Here is a 16,664-nt window from a genome sequence, read left to right as displayed (position 1 = left end):
CTTGAAACTATCACGACAGAAGTAGTGGAAGCTGCACGAGATAGTTTAGTCATTGGAGTAAAATAAGTAATAAAAAGGACTATTTCATTTAGCGAAATAGTCTTTTTTTGTTCTATTAGTGCAACATAGCGCTTGAAGTTAGTGCGAAATAAAACCAAAATTTACATCACGTATTCAAAGTCAACGATTGCTTCAACAACTGGAACCTTTTCAACATTAGCAATACTAGAGTCACTCCATCCCATCAAATAGTTAGGAGATACTTGTTGTCAGTTACACATTGGGCTTCTACTCTGTCCCAACTCGCTGTGAGCTGCTTCAAATTTACTCTCTTCATAATAGATGTTTAATATTTCGGGATTTTACTGAGACTAAAATAGCAATACAGATAAGTAGTGGCGCTTGTTGATACTTTTGAAGTCAAATCCGGGCTCGCTCCCTAAACGACACCGGATTTATGACTAATTGACACCATTCTGAATTTGAAACAGCACTATCAATTCACACGATCAAGTTGTTCTAGCCAAACTATGAAGTCAAACTTTTACTATTCAAGTATCCACTTGACTAGTTACAACAAAAAACATATACTATAATCAAGCATTTACTTGAATGGGAACGGAGTGAGAAAAATGAATGAGAAGGATATTTGTGAGATTTATTGTTATGACGAAGAAAAGGTAACTCGAATACAAGACGAACTACAAACAGTTGATATCGACAGAATGGCCCAATTATTTAAAGCTGTAGCAGTAGAAAATAGGGCGAAAATTACCTTTGCTTTGTTAAAAGGTGAAGAGTTATGTGTTTGTGATATAGCAAATATTATTGGAATCACAATCGCAAATACTTCCCACCACTTACGCACACTTTATACGCAAGGGGTTGTTACGTTTAGGAAGGAAGGAAGATTAGCTTTTTATTCGCTAGATGATGAGCATGTTGAGCAATTATTTGAAAATGCATTAGCACATGAGAAAGAAGGAAAATTAAATGTCTGAACATTTAGTCAAATTATCTGAACAAGAAATGAAAACCTATCGCGTTCAAGGATTTACTTGCGCAAATTGTGCGGGGAAATTTGAAAATAATGTCAAAAAACTTCCAGGGGTTAAGGATGCAAAAGTAAATTTTGGTGCGTCTAAGATCTCTGTTTACGGAGATACAACGACTAAAGAACTAGAAAAAGCTGGTGCGTTCGAGAATCTCAAAATAGCTCCTGAAAAGTCTATACGCAATGTTTCGCAAGAGGTGACTGAAGATACGGAAGAAGAGAAAGTTCCATTTTATGAAAAGTATAGTACATTGCTTTATTCAACTTTGTTTCTTGCTTTCGGTTTTTTCTCTCAGTTTGTAAATGGAGAAGAGAATCTTCTTACAACCTTATTGTTTTTGACATCAATGTTGGTTGGTGGATTGTCACTGTTTAAAGTAGGTTTACAAAACTTACTCCGCTTAGAATTTGACATGAAAACCCTTATGACAGTGGCTGTTATAGGTGGAGCCATTATTGGTGAATGGGGAGAAGTTGCTCTTGTTGTCATTCTCTTTGCTCTCAGTGAAGAACTTGAACGGTTCTCCATGGATAAAGCAAGAAATTCGATTCGTTCTCTAATGGGTATTGCCCCTAAAGAAGCACTCGTTAGACGTAATGAGCAAGAAATAATGATTCATGTCGATGATATTGCTGTTGGGGATATCATGATTGTAAAACCTGGTGAAAAGATTGCGATGGATGGTGTAGTCGTAAATGGCTATTCCGCAGTAAACCAGGCAGCGATTACAGGCGAATCAGTCCCTGTTGGGAAAACAGTTGATGATGAGGTATTTGCAGGTACTTTAAACGAAGAAGGATTACTCGAAGTAAAAATAACAAAACTTGTAGAAGATACAACAATTTCTAAAATTATTCATCTTGTAGAGGAAGCACAAGGAGAACGCGCTCCAGCGCAAGCATTTGTAGACAAATTCGCGAAATATTATACACCGATCATTATGATCATTGCAGCATTAGTTGTTGTAGTCCCTCCTTTACTCTTTGGTGGCAGTTGGGAAACATGGATCTATCAAGGGTTAGCTGTTCTTGTTGTTGGTTGTCCATGTGCATTGGTGATTTCTACACCGATTTCGATTGTTTCGGCGATTGGCAATGCTGCGAAAAAAGGTGTTCTTATTAAAGGTGGAGTGTATTTAGAAGAAATGGGTGCCTTAAAGGCAATCGCATTCGATAAAACAGGTACGTTAACAAAAGGTGTTCCCGTTGTAACTGATTTTAACATATTGAATAATCAAACGAATAGAAAAGAATTATTGGCAATCATTACTGCATTAGAATATCGTTCCCAACATCCACTTGCTTCAGCAATCATGAACAAAGCAGAAGAAGAAAACATTTCATATTCTGATATACTTGTTGAGGATTTCTCCTCTATTACTGGTAAGGGGATAAAGGGTAATGTAAATGGGACGATTTATTATATAGGTAGCCCGAAACTATTTAAAGAATTATTGACTACAGATTTCGATAAAGACTTTGAGAAAAATGTGACAGCTCTTCAAAATCAAGGCAAAACAGCCATGATTATTGGAACTGAAAAAGAAATACTAGGAGTTATTGCAGTTTCTGATGAAGTTCGTGAATCAAGTAAGGAAATTATTCAAAAGTTACATCAACTCGGAATTAAAAAAACGATTATGCTTACAGGTGATAACCAAGGAACTGCGAATGCAATAGGCAGCCATGTTGGAGTATCTGATATCCGAGCTGATTTAATGCCTCAAGACAAATTAGACTATATAAAACAATTAAATTCTGAGTACGGAAACGTAGCCATGGTTGGGGATGGTGTCAATGATGCTCCTGCATTAGCAGCATCTACAGTTGGAATCGCAATGGGGGGAGCTGGTACAGATACAGCACTTGAAACGGCAGATGTTGTACTAATGGGGGACGATTTAAGAAAACTTCCATTCACTGTAAAACTTAGCCGAAAAGCTCTTAATATTATCAAAGCTAATATTACTTTTGCCATTGCTATTAAATTCATTGCCCTATTATTAGTCATTCCAGGCTGGCTAACGCTCTGGATTGCCATCCTTTCCGATATGGGTGCAACCCTAATAGTGGCACTAAATGGTTTGCGACTGATGAGAGTAAAAGAATAAAATTATGTTTAAAGAAGCAAGGGGCTGGGATAAAAGGTCCTGTTATCTAAATTAAAGCAACGCGTACAGAGGCTTGAGGTAACCCTCACCTTCTATGCGCGTTGTTTTGTGTATTATCTCAAGTTATTCGCCATTAGGACGAGTCCAATGTTTGTACATGGAAAGCTCACCTTTATAATGATGAATTGCTAGTATATACAGAATTAGAATATGACATGGGCATATTGACTCATGATAAGGACATTATAAAGTTAGATGAGGAGATTAGTATCTATAATTTAAAGAAATACTGAAAATATAAACATATTCCTAAACAAAGCAGGAGTGTGATAATAGGAAACAAGATCAAAAAATGTGTGAAGTAAATGCGATTAGATTCTCTGGATATCTAGTTTTTTAAAGACTTTTGATTATGCTTTAAAAATGTTGAAGTGATTAAAATTAAATAACCCTCTCCATTTGTACAGAGAATCTGCTTAATGGAGAGGATGAGTAGTAATATTAAAAAAATATTTTTTTGGTTTTTTATTTTTTATAAAAGTATAATTCTATCATGCTGGCACGATTTTGTACTATTTCTTGTCCTATTTCTAAAATCACTTAGCAATACGTGCTAATAACTTTGAATTATGTGTAGATGTTTTTCAAGGATACCAACACTTACAACTACATGAAATTAAGATGCATCTGACTTTTAATCAGAGGGTCACTGGTTCGAACCCAGTACGGGTCATACTATTAAATAGAAATATTGTATAGTTAATAAAATTATATTCCGGCTTAGCTCAGTTGGTAGAGCATCTGATTTGTAATCAGAGGGTCGAGGGTTCAACTCCTTTAGCCGACATTACATACATTATATCCTTACTTCGGTAGGGATGTTTTTTTGTGTTCATATTTATTAAATAATCTATTAAATGAATATATTTTTTGGAAAACTTTCAAAAAACTAAATAGAACGAATGTTCATTTTTGTCACTAATTTTGTCACTCGTACATATTATTACCATACCTGATTCAAATAATAATACACAGTGAGTATGTCTAAAACCATGAACGTTTATATGCTTTAACTTATGCTATTTTACAATACGTTGGAGAGCTGCACTTACATAGTATAAATTTAAAGGGTCATTATCCTGATTTGTAAATATTAGCTGTTCAGGTCCATTGGCTTTAATACCAAATGATAATAGATGTCTCATTTGTTGAGTTCGCCAAAGTATTAAAGTTTTCATTGTTATATCATCTAGAGAAATCATTCGTTTACTTGCTTTTGTTTTGGGATCCTGGAATATAGTACCACGTTCACCTTGAGCAAGGACTCTACGAACAGTCAATATATTGAATTCATTATTTGAGATGGTTGTCATATTTCTTTCAATTGTACAGTACTCAAGAAAATTAAAGATAAATCAATTAAAGAACAGTTGGAAAGACACTGGTTTAATTGATGAGGTATAAACTAACAATCGAGTTATTAGCATCACTTCTACATTTATCATATAATTGAGACAAATTAGTAGAAGAGGAGAATGGATATGAGTTTATTCGATAATGCAACAAATCTATTTGATATGTTTGTCTCAAATGACAAAAGTGAAGAGCAAGAAACACTGGCGAATCGCGCAGGTTTAAGTACTTCTGACTTTAGTAAAATCGCGGCACTTGGTCTCCCAGCTATTCTACAAGGAATCAATCGTAATACGAATGATGAGGCTGGAAATGAATCATTTAACTCTGCTTTGAAGCAACATGAAGATGTCGATAAATATAATTCAATTAACGAACTATCTAGTACTGTAGATACAAATGATGGGGATAATATCTTAAGTCATGTGTTTGGTAATAAGGATGGCGTGGTTAACCGTATCTCTAGTGCATCTGGCTTATCTTCTGGAAGTGTTAAGAAAGTTCTGGTTCTATTAGCACCGATTGTGATGAAATATTTTGCCGATCGTAAAAAGAAGAATAACTTGGATAAGACAGGGGTTCAAAAAGAGACAGGTAATGTGATAGGACAATTAACTGAATCAGTTCAAAGCTATAATAAAAACAATTCAAGCCCACTTGATATTGGTGGTATGTTAGGTGGTTTATTCGGTAGCAATTCGAACAAAGACACTAAGTATTCAACAAAAGAGGATGATAGTTTGTTGGATAATGTATTCGATATGTTTAAATAATTACATGACTCTACAAAAAGCATTGAATCTACTCCGAATTGGAGTAGATTCAATGCTTTTATCTATTTACTGTGTGACTTGTGGATTTGAACCCCATCTCAAATCCATATTTTGATGTTTTGTGGATTTGAACCCCATCTCAAATCCATCTTTTGTAGTTTTGTGGATTTGAACCCAGTCTCAAATCCATCTCGTTTCATTTTAATAGTCAGATCAGAATTGCCAGAGGTTATTATTAGTACTTCTGTCATGGAAGGAGTACAATATTATCATAGGAGGCGAACTGTGATGAAACGATTTTTTAAATCTGTCGTGTTATTATCGACATTAGCACTACCACAATTAATTCTGCCGAATGCCAAGTTAGATATGATTCCTTTTGCACCAGCAGGTCAAACGGTTCAAGCTGAATCAATCTCACCTAAAGCTCATGCGCAAGAAATCGTTGATACGTTAGATGAGATGTATCCTGAAGATGTATTGCCAACCTATGTTCTGACACCAGATATGCCAGAATATGTGACAGCCGCAACAACGGGAGCTGAAGATCAAGATAACTTTAATATCTTTTACTACGCTGAGGATACGCCTTATGAAGTCAATGATCCTGCTGTGAATAAATTGACACCGATAGCGTCTTTAAGTAAAATGACGTATCAAACTGAAGAGGAAGCAATCCAAGCAGTGAATCAAGTTCTGGATCTTCAAGGTGAGGAAGTAGATCTAGGGTATGGTATAACAGGTTATATGCAAGGCGCAGCCGGTTCTACTTACTTGAATTGGCAAGAAGGCAATTGGAGCCTGTTAGTTCAAGCAAACAATATGAATGAAGAAGACCCTGTTCCTCTAGCTCAATCTGTCGTTGAGTATTTAGAAGAAGTGTATCTCCCTGAACCATCTAATGTAGGACAAATTACATTGAGGACATCTGGTAAGGAGACTTATGAAGACAATGCTGTTGTATGGCAAGAGAGCAACGTTGTTTACCAAGTGAAACACATCGACCCAATGCATGCGATTATTATGACAGGTTCAATCTCAGAGCCAACTCAACAGTAATAGATAGAATCATATATGAACAAATCAAAAACCCTGTGCTTACCGTTTTTAGCGGTAGGCACAGGGTTTTTGTATTGCCTAGTTTGCTGGTTCTGGATGTACTTTAGTTAAAATTAAGCCAACTACAAAACCGATTAAAGCTGGGACAACCCAACCGAATCCAATGCTGTAGAAAGGTAAGAATGATTTAGCAAAACTACCAAGCATATCACCTTGTAACCATTGGTATAAAGGCTGTGGTAAGGCTGCGATCATATCGAATAGGGCAGCAATCATTGTAAAGAATGTCACGCTACGATAGATAGCACGGCTCTTAACAATTGGCTCAAATAGATGTAGTAAGATCAACGTGATAGCTAATGGATAAAGTAACATCAACACAGGTAAAGAATACGAAATAATTAAGTTTAACCCAATATTTGCAACTAAAAACGAAATGATTGTTGCAATAAACGTCCATACACGTTGAGAAAGGAACTGCGGGAATAAATCTGCAAAGGTCTCAGCTAAAGCCACTACAAGCCCGATAGCAGTCTTTAAACACGCAACAGCCATGACTCCAGCAAGTAGAATTTGACCGAACAGACCAAAGTAATGTTGAGTCACAATAGACATTGCAACCCCACCGTTAGGTGCGACATCTGTAAAGTTAAGACTTTGAGTACCTAAAAGGGCAAGACACAGGTAGATTAAGGCCATGACCGCTAAACTCAGTACCCCACTTTTAACAGTCTGAGAAGCTAATCGCTTAGGCTCAGTTACACCAATATTTCGAATAGATTTAATAATAATAATACCAAAAGCCAATCCAGCTAGCCCATCCATCGTATTATATCCTTCAATTAACCCCGTTGAGAAAGGCGTATTTTGGTAGGATTCAACCGATGCTTCACCACCAATTAAAGGATCGCCAGAAGTGAACGCTCTAATTAAAATAACTGTTAGTAATACTAAGAAAAGCGGGTTTAAATAACGTCCAATCCAATCCAAGATTCCACTAGGTCGCAGTGAAAAATACAAAACAATTAGATAGAAGATAAATGAATAGATGAAGAGTGACATCGCACCGAATTCTTGTGGGATTAACGTAGACAGACCTACTTCATAAGATACCGTCGCCAAACGAGGTGTCGCAAAGAAAGGACCGATCGTAAGGTACAAAGCAACAGTAAAGAAATAACTGTATTTCTTAGATATTTTCTGTGTCATATCAATGACAGATTCACTTTGGGATAAGCCCATTGAAATAACTGCCAGTAAAGGTAACCCTACAGCTGTAATGTTGAATCCAAGTATTGCAGGCCAAACATTCCCACCTGAAGATTGTCCTAGTGAGACTGGGAAAATAATATTACCAGCACCAAAAAACAGTCCGAATAATAAGGAAGCAACAACAAGTATTTCCTTAAATGTTAGTTTAAATTTAGGTTGTTTCATAATATACCTACTTTTTTATGTATTTGTGTTCATAAATATACAGTGTAACGGCATATTGCCGAATTATCAACCGCTATTAGGAAAATATCGACGTATTGTATTAGAAAGTCAAAACAAAAGAAAATTTACATAAAGTTTACATAATCTAGACAATAGATTTACATTCATATGATAATCTAAAACTTATTTAGGAAAGAAAATTAATTAAGCAGTGGCTATCCAAACATATCTTGACTGAAACCAACTGCTAGATTGTTATTATTGAAATAACCAGGAGGAGAACATGAAGATTTTCGAATTAGATTTAAAACTAGGTGAATACGATACACAAACAAATGTGAAGATACCTTTAGGGATTAGAAATAAATACTCTGAGCTAGTCATTTATTTCACTTACTCACCGAATAATAGTAAAGATGATATAGCGAGAAGGCAAGTTGAAGATGCATTAATAAAGTATGATGTGGCTAATTACGTAAGAGCTAAGCTTCTAGCCAGTAATTATCTACCTGTCGACAACGTAATTACGTTATCTTTATCAAAGAACGGAACGTATTTAGGAGCACATCATAATAAGAGTAACAAACAAGAAATTACAATCAATAATAAGAAAGCGAGCTTTGGATTTTGGCCCGTAGAGATCGAACCCGCTGATTGGGAATTGCAACTGAATTGCCATTGTATAGTGAGTAGAGTTGTAGAGGCGAACATTCGAATCGAGGCGACACTATGAAAAGATATCAATACCCAGTAGAAGTTCATGCGCATACGATTCATAGTGACGGGCAATTTACTGTTGAAGAGTTGATAGAATCAGCCGTGTCTTTTGGTTATAAAGGACTTATTCTAACAGATCACAACACCTCTGCAGGCTACTTAGAGATGCCCAGTGTACAAGCTGTGAAAGACGAAGATATTATTACGCTTCACGGAATTGAATGGACGACATATTTTGGTCACATGCTTGTTCATGATGCGGATTATGATGTTGATTGGCGTGAAGCGACACCGACTACAATAGATAAATACATGTTCGAGGTTCAATTAGCGAATGGATTAGTCGGTATCGCTCATCCTTTTGATATTGGAAGTCCAATTTGTACTGGTTGTCATTGGGACTATCAAGTTGAAAACTATGACCTTGTTGATTACATCGAAATTTGGAATAGTAACCAACCTCAAGAAAAATCAGAATCGATTCTCGCTTATGAATTTTGGTTGGATAAATTGAATAAAGGTTACGAAATATCTTGTTCTGCAGGAAGAGATTGGCATCGCCCAGATACTGAAGACGCCAATATGGGTGTGACTTATTTAGAGCTGAATGAAGAAAAACTAACACAAGACCATTTTAAAGATGCGCTTCAAAATGGTCAGTATTATATTACATTAGGTCCGACAGCTTATTTTACTGTCGAAAATAAAGACTTGTTATTTCAGATGGGGGATAGAGTGCATTGCTCAATGCTTGAGGAAGGTAAAATATTGATGACTATCAAACCAACAGAATTAGAGGCTTTAAAAGACTTTGAGTTGGAAAACATCTATATATTAGTTTGGAATAACGATCAACTCATCTTCCAAAGCGAAACAAATAAAGAGTTAAGTGGAGAACTTACGTCGAATTTCACTTTGCCTAACAATCTGTCGGCGGGTTATCTTCGCTTTGAAGTCCGTGGAGACTATAGAGGGACTAAAGATACACCGATTATAGTAGGAAATCCGATTTATCTGAGGGAGTAATTTAACCAGTGGTAAGTAAAATACCTTGCTCTCAAGCTATAAAAGCTGAGAGCAAGGTATTTATTTTTTCGTATAAGTATTTTGATATTGTTGTTGTGACAGAGGTAAATCATAATCTTTCGTTATTTTCACAACAACATTTGTTAAGAGAAAAATACTAATAATATTCGGTAACACCATTAGTCCATTGAACAAATCAGCTAATGACCATACTAACTCCACGTGTAAGCCACTTCCAATTGCGATAAATATTGCCACTAGAAGGCTGTAGATGGGAATAGCTCCTTTACCGAATAAGTATTTAACGTTCGCTTGTCCGAAAAAGTACCACCCGATAATGGTTGAAAAAGCAAAGAAGAAAATACTAATGGCTACAATGATAGAACCCCAGTTACCAAATACTTGGGCATAGGCTAATTGTGTTAATTCAATTCCGGTTGTAGCGCCGTCGAGAACACCAGTAGTTAATATAACTAAGACAGTCATCGGAAGAAGCACAATCGTATCAATAAACACACCCATCATAGCAACTAATCCTTGTTCACTTGGGTGTTTAACACGTGCAAGTGCATGTGCATGAGGTGTTGAACCCATACCTGCTTCATGAGTGAATAAGCCGCGGGATATACCAAAGCGAATCGCTTGTTGAATCGACACACCTAATATTCCCCCTAAGACTGCATCGGGGTTAAAAGCTCCAACGAAGATCATCTCGAAACTAGCCGGAACATTTTCAATGTTCATAATAATCACAATAAATGATGCGATAGTAAAGAATAAAGCCATCAATGGGACAATCTTTTCAGTAACAGATGCGATTCGTTCAACCCCACCTATAAAGACAATGAGAGCCATGATTGCCATAACAATACCAGTAATCCATGGACTAATTCCGAAAGCTGTGCTGACTGCATGACCTACTGAATTTGCCTGAACCATATTTCCCATAAAGCCTAGAGCAAATATGAGTAAGACTGAGAATAAGGCTGCGATTACTTTTCCTAGACGCCCTTGGAAGGCAGCTTGGATGTAGTAAACGGGTCCTCCTACAAGATGTCCTTTTTCCGTTGTACGATAATATTGAGCTAAAGTTGCTTCTGCGTAAATAATGGCCATACCTAAAATAGCGCTCAGCCACATCCAAAAGACAGCTCCGGGCCCACCTGAAACCATTGCGGTCGCAACTCCGGCTAAGTTACCCGTTCCAATCTGAGCAGAGATTGATGTTGCGAGCGATTGAAAAGAAGTCATCCCTTCCTCGGCACTTGCCTTATCTCCTTTTAATGAGATTGAACCAAAGGTTTTCTTGAAACTTTCACCAAACTTACGAAACTGTATAAAGTTCAATCTTATTGATAAGTAAATACCCATTCCACTTAGTACGACAATCAGCAATACATCCCACAAAGCACCATTAATCCAGTCAATTAAGTCAATCATCATTCGCTCCTCGAAATCTATTTTTATTATAGACCTCATTATTATTAAATTAAGGTTAGAAATCAAGACAAATAATGGAAGTATATTAAGCAATATTTTGTTTGTTCGTCTCTTAAAATCAAAACATAAAAAAATTACTGCTTGCTACGTATCGATTGGTTCTGTAAGATTTGAATTGAGGCTTAGAAAAGACGTTTTTTATAACGATAAATGTTGGGAGTAACAAAAATGGACATCAAAAACTTTGATAACTTGTACAACAAACTACTATCAGTTGCTAGTTGGACAATCGTAATTTATACAATTCTTCTTGAGGTGTTTAACCTACTTAATGAAAATATCTATATAAGCTTTGTGATTCAGTTTCTTATACCCGTTTCGATAGTATTGTTTTTAATTTATCAATATCGCAAGTTAAATGTTTCTGATACTAAAAAATTAATCATGCTGTTATTAATACTTGTTGCGTTAATAGTAATGTTTTTCGTTAGGGTTTTACCTAAATTTTAGGGTGTAAATAGTTATTTATATTCAAAAATGACCGTCATGAATGAACATGACGGTCATTTTAAATATTGAATGGTTACTTACCCCGCAAGCGTCAATCCAAATTGCGCCACAATTGTTGTTAATAAGTAAGCTCCGGAGAACACGAAGATCGCAACAATTAATATCTTCCATGAAGTCTTAGTCAGATCAACGAGTTGATTCGCAACAGAGATTCCCGCAAAAGCCAAAACTGGAGTGGTGATCGATAAGAAATCAACTGCCAGTATCGCTTCAACAATAAAGTTACTCAATAAACAAAAGACAATTGAAACAATCGATACCCAACCTAAGATCGGGAAGTCTTGAATGAACTGAACTTTGATTTTTTTCGTTAGATCAGAGATCCAAATACCTAACATACTGAACAGCCATAAGAAGCCAAGTCCGACAAAAGTGAGTGCTTGAATAGGCGTTGAATCAGGATTTTTCCATAATTTCACTTGTTGTGTAAATAAGATAAATACTAAACTTAAGACAATAACGAGTCCAAAGTGAACATATTTATTTAAACTTTTATTATTTTCCATGATCGTAGTTATCTCCTCTAGTTAAAGTGTTATACATAAAGCGTTGTAGTGGGATGGCTAAGAAGACCATTGTGTAAGTTCCTAAGAAACTGGTTAACAATTGACTAGCAGAGGCATAAGCTAAGATGATTTCTTCACTTTCCGGACGAAGTGCGGCAACAGCTGAAGCAGCCGCTGTCATCATTGAAGCAGAACCCATTCCTGCAGCCATTCCTAACGCACGAACATCAAAACCAAAGTTTAGTAACAATGGTGCAAATAAACTGAAGAAAATAGAACCGAATAATGTTCCGATTAAGTACATTGAAAGAACTCCACGGCCTTCGGCTGACTCGAGCGTGTATTTTTCAGTAATATAAGCTAATTCCCCTTCACGGCTTAACCCAAGCGTAGCACCGATCGCTGTACGTTTAAGACCTAACATTAATGCAATAGGTAGAGCGAATAAAATCGTACCTAAGTTTCCGATTTCTTGGAATAGGAACACCCAACCAACAGAAAGAATTTCAGTAATTTGAGGGGCAACACTTGCGCCGTAATAAGCCATTAATGGCAACATAATGAATAAAAGGTTTTTTGATGCGAATTGCACATTTTCATCACTATATACTTTTTTGAAAATCCCTTTTCGAAAAGCTGGAACAGCAAAAATCATCCCGAAAAAGACCGCAAAAACAAGTGGTAAAATGGATACAGAAAATGAACCAAAGCTAATACTTTGGAAACCAATTATTTCAGCTAAGAAAATAACAACAAAAGCAAAGCAAATTAAGTAAAGTAAATGTTTCTTATTTTTCATTCGATTCTCCTTGAGTGATAGCTTGGATATAGCTGTCATATTCTTTATAAGAACGGCTGTATAGTTGATTTTTATCGATACGGCCGTTCATTTTATTTAAGACACTAATTAAAAATTCTGGAAATTCTTGAAGAACAAATTCGTCATCAACCATGCGTAGATCATCACCATGAATGACACCAGCGAAACCGCCATAACTAATTTGAATACTAGGCATCATAAATGATAAATCGCCAATATCTCCAGCAGCAGCAACGGCACCGCGGTCGTCAATCCATTTTGTAATCGTATCTTGTTCTTTGAACGCTTCCGCAACGAAGGTTGATAAATAACGATCTTGTACAAATGGCAAGTAACCCATCTGAGTTTGTATCTCAACATCACCTTCCAATGAATAAGCGCTCCCTTTAGCCACTTTATCCATGCGTTCTGCTACGGTTTTCATATAATCAACTGAGATTGTGCGTAAATCCGTTCCAACTTGTACTTGATTCGGAATGACATTCGTTGAGAAGCTTCCATGATCAATGACCGGGTTAATACGTACGTATAGATCCTCGCGTAATTGTTGGCGCATTAAGCCTAAACCAGTATTGAATAAGGTCGACATGCTGTAAGCATTGATTCCACTGAACGGGTCCCAACCAGCATGTGTTGCTTTACCTTTGAAATTATAATGTTTATATAAGAATCCAGCTAAATCACAATTGATTTCAACTGTTTTCTCTTCTTCGCCACCAATAGTGTGCACACACATCGCAAAGTCAACATCATCAAAGACGCCCAACTTCATTGCTTCAGGTTTTCCACCCAAATAAGTGATCGTCCCTTCGTCGATTAATTGTTGGCGGTATTCTAAATCAATAAATTCTTCCGCAGGAACGAAGACAAAGGCAATATTAAAGTCAAAATCTTTGTAACGTTCACCTTCTGTTAAGTAACCATAGAGTGATAAAGCAGTTGTCACTTGAGTAAAGTGACCACATGCATGCGCCGCTCCTGACTGCGAATCAGCTTGGAAGTGACTCGGAACACGAACCGCATCCAATTCTGCAATGAATGCCACTGTTATATCCTGTTGGTGATTTAAATCAACGCGCATACCTGTCGTTGAAAAATACTCAATCACTTGATCTGGATTTGTCTCAGTAATAAAGTCTTCCACCGTTTTCTTAGTCCGGAATTCTTTATAACCTAATTCTGGATGAGTAAAGATGTCGTCTGAGATAGCCTTCATCTTTTTAAAATTTTCTTTGAAATAATTCAATGATAAAACTCCTTATAAAGTATTTACCAAACGAATATAACACAAACATCATAAAATTTATATAAATCACAGACATAAAACGTATTGAAGGGTGGAACGTTCGTGCTTCTCCACAGTTATGAATAAAAAAATCAAGACGTCATATCACTTAAATGAGTATGATAATAGACAAAAGTTTGGGAGTAAAAGATGACTGAAAAAAGGCGAGATGATCCGGCTAGTTGGTTATTTGTTGTTACATCAATAATCTTTCTCATTATGACTGAACGCAAAGAACACCCTACTGATTTGAGTAGGGTGTTTGGTTATATATGAATAATTTTACAGTAAGACTGTAAAATCATTGGAATGCTCGAGTTGACCGGGCCAACTTTGAGTTCCATCTTCCACACGAATAGCATTGAAACCGTGCTCACTTAGATACTCACAGGCTTTTTCTGCACGTTTACCGGTTTTACAAATGACATAGTAAGTTTCATCTTCATTCAAAGCTGCAGTGTGCTTAGGTAGCGCGTCTAATGGTATATTGATAGCATTAGGCACATGTTCCATCTCATATTCATCTGTATCACGAACGTCTAAAATAATTAACGGTTCAGAATTCGCTTTTTGATAAAATGATTTGATATCAATATTTTTATGCATTGCTATAAGATGCCTCCATATGTTTAAATTAATACATTAAATCCTAACATATACACTTTGAAATAACAATTTAAGTTTTTCTTAGGAATGTGCTTTTTAAATTGATAGAATAGACCTGACTGAAAAACAGATAGGAGAATGTATAATGAATCAATTGAATGTTGAATTAACACGCTTTCGAGTAAAAGTTGGGAAAAGTAAGCAAGTTGATGAATGGATGGCTTTTCTTAACAAACATATGGACGATGTCCTCGTTACTTTAGAAGGTGAGAAAATGTATATTGAATCCATCTTGCGAGAGAAAGTAGATGGACATGAATATTTATATTGGTATTCAATCCAAGGCGAAGGTGGGATTGAAGTTGAAGAATCCAACCATTATATAGATAAAAAACATTTAGAATATTGGGAAGAGTGTATCGATGAAGAGTACAAACCGGTCGACTTAACAACTGAAGTAGTCATGATACCTAATAGAATCCAGCAACAGATGAATTAAAATATAAAGATGTAGCGTTCCTCATAGTAAATGAATGAGACGCTACTTTTTTTAGTAATTTTTAGTTTTTTTAGGTATGTGTTTCATTTTGTCCGGAAATTTTTATATTATTTAGCTATGAAAACGTTATGATATATTAAATGAATTAGTTAATATGTAATGAAGTAAGCGAATGAGGTGAGAACTATGCAAGTAACTGTTAGAAAAGCACGAATAAATGATGCGGTGAGTATTGGAAAGATTCAAGTGAGTAGTTGGCAGTCCACTTATCAAGGTATCGTATCGGAAGAAGTGTTAAACAATATGAGTTTGAATCACAGTATCGAACGTTGGGTGAATATACTCGAAGGTGATGCGTTGACTTATGTTTTAGAGAAGGATAATGAAGTCGTAGGTTATATCAGCGGAGGATTACAGCGTAAAGATAGTTACCCAACTTATGAAGGTGAACTTTATTCAATTTATTTGATGAAGTCAGCCCAAGGGTTAGGAGGAGGCCGTTTATTAGTTGATACACTAGTGAAAAAATTTAAAACCATAGGAATCAGATCAATGATGGTCATTGTGTTTAGTGATAACGATCGAGCTATTCGCTTTTATAAGAATTTGGGTGGGGAATTTATTGGTATAGAAACAATTAAAATAGAAAATCAAATACTCGAAGAACAGCTGTATGGCTTTAAATTTACGAACATTCAATAAGTGGGTGACTATTATCATTCGCATTTGTTTGCGCAATCTGTAAGAAGTATTTATGATAAGTTTTTAGGAGATGAGACGATGAAGCATATTGGTACAAAAGAAATTGAAACAGACCGTCTGGTATTAAGACGATTTGTTAATGAAGATGCAAAAATAATATTTAAGAATTATGCAAATGATGATGAGACCACTAAATATCTCACATGGTCAAGCCACCGAGAAGTGTCAGTCACTCAGGCGATTCTTGCTACATGGGTAGAAGGCTACGGAGACTTATCTCAATATAAATGGGCCATTACTTTAAAAGAAAACCCCAATGAAGCTATTGGAGACATTACCGCAAGCATGAGTCCTAACTATGCCAGCATTGATGCCTGTGAAATCGGCTATGTCCTTAGCCGTAAACATTGGGGAAAAGGCTATATGAGTGAGGCGATGGAGGCCGTGACAAATTATTTATTAAAAGAGGCAGGATTCAACAGAGTCATAGCACGCCATGATGTAGCTAATCCTGCGTCTGGTAAAGTTATGCAAAAGGCTGGTTTGCAATTTGAAGGCATTCATCGTCAAGGAAGTTTGAATAATACAGGGATTATAGATACAGCGCAGTATGCGATATTGCGAGAAGATTTAGAAAAATGAGGTA

General features: G+C 36.2%; 16 protein-coding genes and 1 tRNA gene. 10 read left to right on the top strand and 7 right to left on the bottom strand.

Annotated features, from left to right (window positions below; all coding sequences use genetic code 11):
* Positions 1–632: 632 nt before the first annotated feature.
* The 3 genes from ACFO5Y_RS08130 (at position 633) to ACFO5Y_RS08120 (ending at position 4,012) form a co-directional block, all read left to right on the top strand.
* Positions 633–1,001, top strand: a complete 369-nt coding sequence (locus ACFO5Y_RS08130; RefSeq protein ID WP_197104270.1) for an ArsR/SmtB family transcription factor — start codon at positions 633–635, stop codon at positions 999–1,001.
* A complete protein-coding gene (locus ACFO5Y_RS08125) occupies positions 994–3,165 on the top strand; it encodes a heavy metal translocating P-type ATPase (protein WP_197104269.1) in 2,172 nt (723 codons plus the stop codon). The genes ACFO5Y_RS08130 and ACFO5Y_RS08125 overlap by 8 nt, the downstream gene beginning before the upstream one ends.
* Positions 3,166–3,941: 776 nt before the next feature.
* Positions 3,942–4,012, top strand: a tRNA-Thr gene (locus ACFO5Y_RS08120).
* Positions 4,013–4,244: 232 nt separating this feature from the next.
* On the opposite strand, the gene ACFO5Y_RS08115 is transcribed toward ACFO5Y_RS08120, so the two are convergent.
* A complete protein-coding gene (locus tag ACFO5Y_RS08115; RefSeq protein ID WP_197104268.1) occupies positions 4,245–4,505 on the bottom strand; it encodes a site-specific integrase in 261 nt (86 codons plus the stop codon).
* Positions 4,506–4,706: 201 nt separating this feature from the next.
* Here ACFO5Y_RS08115 and ACFO5Y_RS08110 point away from each other — a divergent pair, with 201 nt between their 5' ends.
* Positions 4,707–5,351, top strand: coding sequence for a DUF937 domain-containing protein (locus ACFO5Y_RS08110; protein ID WP_197104267.1), 645 nt, complete (start codon positions 4,707–4,709; stop codon positions 5,349–5,351).
* 288 nt (positions 5,352–5,639) lie between these two features.
* Positions 5,640–6,410: a hypothetical protein gene (locus tag ACFO5Y_RS08105; RefSeq protein WP_197104266.1), complete on the top strand. Its 771-nt coding sequence runs from the start codon at positions 5,640–5,642 to the stop codon at positions 6,408–6,410.
* A 78-nt stretch (positions 6,411–6,488) separates the two neighbouring features.
* Here ACFO5Y_RS08105 and brnQ read toward each other — a convergent pair whose 3' ends face one another.
* On the bottom strand, positions 6,489–7,847 hold the full coding sequence (gene brnQ / locus ACFO5Y_RS08100) for a branched-chain amino acid transport system II carrier protein (protein WP_197104265.1): 1,359 nt from the start codon (positions 7,845–7,847) through the stop codon (positions 6,489–6,491).
* Positions 7,848–8,130: 283 nt separating this feature from the next.
* Between brnQ and ACFO5Y_RS08095 the strand changes: the two genes are divergently transcribed.
* On the top strand, positions 8,131–8,580 hold the full coding sequence (locus tag ACFO5Y_RS08095; protein ID WP_197104264.1) for a hypothetical protein: 450 nt from the start codon (positions 8,131–8,133) through the stop codon (positions 8,578–8,580).
* The gene (locus tag ACFO5Y_RS08090) at positions 8,577–9,590 is read left to right on the top strand and encodes a CehA/McbA family metallohydrolase (protein WP_197104263.1); all 1,014 of its coding nucleotides are present in this window, start codon (positions 8,577–8,579) and stop codon (positions 9,588–9,590) included. The genes ACFO5Y_RS08095 and ACFO5Y_RS08090 overlap by 4 nt, the downstream gene beginning before the upstream one ends.
* Positions 9,591–9,650: 60 nt before the next feature.
* Here ACFO5Y_RS08090 and ACFO5Y_RS08085 read toward each other — a convergent pair whose 3' ends face one another.
* The 5 genes from ACFO5Y_RS08085 to ACFO5Y_RS08065 form a co-directional block, all read right to left on the bottom strand.
* On the bottom strand, positions 9,651–11,030 hold the full coding sequence (locus ACFO5Y_RS08085) for an alanine/glycine:cation symporter family protein (RefSeq protein WP_209494313.1): 1,380 nt from the start codon (positions 11,028–11,030) through the stop codon (positions 9,651–9,653).
* A 587-nt stretch (positions 11,031–11,617) separates the two neighbouring features.
* Entirely contained in the window at positions 11,618–12,106 is a 489-nt protein-coding gene (locus ACFO5Y_RS08080; protein WP_197104261.1) for a hypothetical protein, read from the bottom strand.
* Positions 12,096–12,905 (bottom strand): DUF3100 domain-containing protein, encoded by an 810-nt coding sequence (locus tag ACFO5Y_RS08075; RefSeq protein ID WP_197104260.1) that lies wholly within the window; start codon positions 12,903–12,905, stop codon positions 12,096–12,098. Before ACFO5Y_RS08075 ends, ACFO5Y_RS08080 begins: the two co-directional genes overlap by 11 nt.
* On the bottom strand, positions 12,895–14,172 hold the full coding sequence (locus tag ACFO5Y_RS08070) for a M20/M25/M40 family metallo-hydrolase (protein ID WP_197104259.1): 1,278 nt from the start codon (positions 14,170–14,172) through the stop codon (positions 12,895–12,897). The genes ACFO5Y_RS08075 and ACFO5Y_RS08070 overlap by 11 nt, the downstream gene beginning before the upstream one ends.
* Before the next feature lie 321 nt (positions 14,173–14,493).
* Positions 14,494–14,817 (bottom strand): rhodanese-like domain-containing protein, encoded by a 324-nt coding sequence (locus ACFO5Y_RS08065; RefSeq protein WP_197104258.1) that lies wholly within the window; start codon positions 14,815–14,817, stop codon positions 14,494–14,496.
* Positions 14,818–14,962: 145 nt separating this feature from the next.
* On the opposite strand from ACFO5Y_RS08065, the gene ACFO5Y_RS08060 reads away from it, so the two are divergent.
* The 3 genes from ACFO5Y_RS08060 to ACFO5Y_RS08050 all read left to right on the top strand — a co-directional run bounded on the left by ACFO5Y_RS08060 (position 14,963) and on the right by ACFO5Y_RS08050 (position 16,660).
* Positions 14,963–15,316: a DUF6176 family protein gene (locus tag ACFO5Y_RS08060; RefSeq protein ID WP_197104257.1), complete on the top strand. Its 354-nt coding sequence runs from the start codon at positions 14,963–14,965 to the stop codon at positions 15,314–15,316.
* Between the two features lie 186 nt (positions 15,317–15,502).
* Positions 15,503–16,018: a GNAT family N-acetyltransferase gene (locus tag ACFO5Y_RS08055; protein WP_197104256.1), complete on the top strand. Its 516-nt coding sequence runs from the start codon at positions 15,503–15,505 to the stop codon at positions 16,016–16,018.
* Positions 16,019–16,096: 78 nt separating this feature from the next.
* Complete coding sequence (locus ACFO5Y_RS08050; protein WP_197104255.1) at positions 16,097–16,660, top strand: GNAT family N-acetyltransferase; 564 nt, start codon at positions 16,097–16,099, stop codon at positions 16,658–16,660.
* Positions 16,661–16,664 lie beyond the last annotated feature (4 nt).

The organism is Ruoffia tabacinasalis (assembly GCF_042652985.1).
Classification (GTDB): domain Bacteria; phylum Bacillota; class Bacilli; order Lactobacillales; family Aerococcaceae; genus Ruoffia; species Ruoffia tabacinasalis.
The sequence above is the reverse complement of the archived record's forward strand: the minus strand, read 5'-3'. Positions and strand labels throughout refer to the sequence as shown.

Coding starts and splice junctions, on each gene's coding strand:
- ACFO5Y_RS08130 (WP_197104270.1), top strand. CDS start 633: ATGAATGAGAAGGATATTTGTGAGATTTATTGTTATGACGAAGAAAAG.
- ACFO5Y_RS08125 (WP_197104269.1), top strand. CDS start 994: ATGTCTGAACATTTAGTCAAATTATCTGAACAAGAAATGAAAACCTAT.
- ACFO5Y_RS08110 (WP_197104267.1), top strand. CDS start 4,707: ATGAGTTTATTCGATAATGCAACAAATCTATTTGATATGTTTGTCTCA.
- ACFO5Y_RS08105 (WP_197104266.1), top strand. CDS start 5,640: ATGAAACGATTTTTTAAATCTGTCGTGTTATTATCGACATTAGCACTA.
- brnQ (WP_197104265.1), bottom strand. CDS start 7,847: ATGAAACAACCTAAATTTAAACTAACATTTAAGGAAATACTTGTTGTT.
- ACFO5Y_RS08095 (WP_197104264.1), top strand. CDS start 8,131: ATGAAGATTTTCGAATTAGATTTAAAACTAGGTGAATACGATACACAA.
- ACFO5Y_RS08090 (WP_197104263.1), top strand. CDS start 8,577: ATGAAAAGATATCAATACCCAGTAGAAGTTCATGCGCATACGATTCAT.
- ACFO5Y_RS08085 (WP_209494313.1), bottom strand. CDS start 11,030: ATGATTGACTTAATTGACTGGATTAATGGTGCTTTGTGGGATGTATTG.
- ACFO5Y_RS08080 (WP_197104261.1), bottom strand. CDS start 12,106: ATGGAAAATAATAAAAGTTTAAATAAATATGTTCACTTTGGACTCGTT.
- ACFO5Y_RS08075 (WP_197104260.1), bottom strand. CDS start 12,905: ATGAAAAATAAGAAACATTTACTTTACTTAATTTGCTTTGCTTTTGTT.
- ACFO5Y_RS08065 (WP_197104258.1), bottom strand. CDS start 14,817: ATGCATAAAAATATTGATATCAAATCATTTTATCAAAAAGCGAATTCT.
- ACFO5Y_RS08060 (WP_197104257.1), top strand. CDS start 14,963: ATGAATCAATTGAATGTTGAATTAACACGCTTTCGAGTAAAAGTTGGG.
- ACFO5Y_RS08055 (WP_197104256.1), top strand. CDS start 15,503: ATGCAAGTAACTGTTAGAAAAGCACGAATAAATGATGCGGTGAGTATT.
- ACFO5Y_RS08050 (WP_197104255.1), top strand. CDS start 16,097: ATGAAGCATATTGGTACAAAAGAAATTGAAACAGACCGTCTGGTATTA.